This is a genomic window from Streptomyces sp. A0642 (assembly GCF_004795105.1).
Classification (GTDB): domain Bacteria; phylum Actinomycetota; class Actinomycetes; order Streptomycetales; family Streptomycetaceae; genus Streptomyces.
In genome coordinates this window covers 1-573 of the sequence record NZ_SSBL01000085.1, presented here as the reverse complement: position 1 = coordinate 573, position 573 = coordinate 1, and the positions used below count along the sequence as shown (strand labels likewise).

At 60.2% G+C, this 573-nt stretch carries 1 protein-coding gene; it reads left to right on the top strand.

What is annotated here, in order from left to right:
* Nucleotides 1–265: nitroreductase family protein (locus E6R60_RS36490; protein WP_206309616.1), on the top strand; the 265-nt coding region annotated here is incomplete at its 5' end.
* Between the last annotated feature and the right edge of the window lie 308 nt (nt 266–573).

The window sequence follows — 573 nt, the reverse complement described above, 5'->3', positions numbered from 1 at the left end:
CTTCCGTGCCCATTCGAAGAGGGCACGGAAGAACACTTATATTGCGCTGGGGAATATGCTTACGGGCGCGGCGATGCTCGGTATCGATTCCTGCCCCGTTGAAGGCATGGACTACGATGCGGTCACCCAGCTCCTCACCGAGGAGGGGCTTTTCGACCCTGAGGATTACGGCGTATCCGTTGCCGCGACCTTCGGCTACCGCTCGCGCGAGATCGACCCGAAGCCGCGCAAACCGCTCGATGAGCTCGTTGTGTGGGCCAAGTAGTCTGCTCTCTTTGAGTTCCCACGCGGGGCTCTTATCTGGGGGCCGGGTATCAGGTACTTAGCAGCCTGCCCGGCCCCCTAATTTACCCAGTTTTTGCGCTCTCTGGGGGCGCCTTGCCCTAGCGCTTCACCCATGGAACGAATCGGTGTTGCATTCCGTGCCGCTGGCGCATGAACACGGAATTTCCCCGCTAACCCCACTTTTGAGGCAGGTTTTCGATGCGCACACGGCCACCAAAGACTGGTTCGCCGGATAGCTTCCCGTCCGGTCTCTTCGTAGCGGCCAGCTATTCTTCGCGGTGTTCCCGG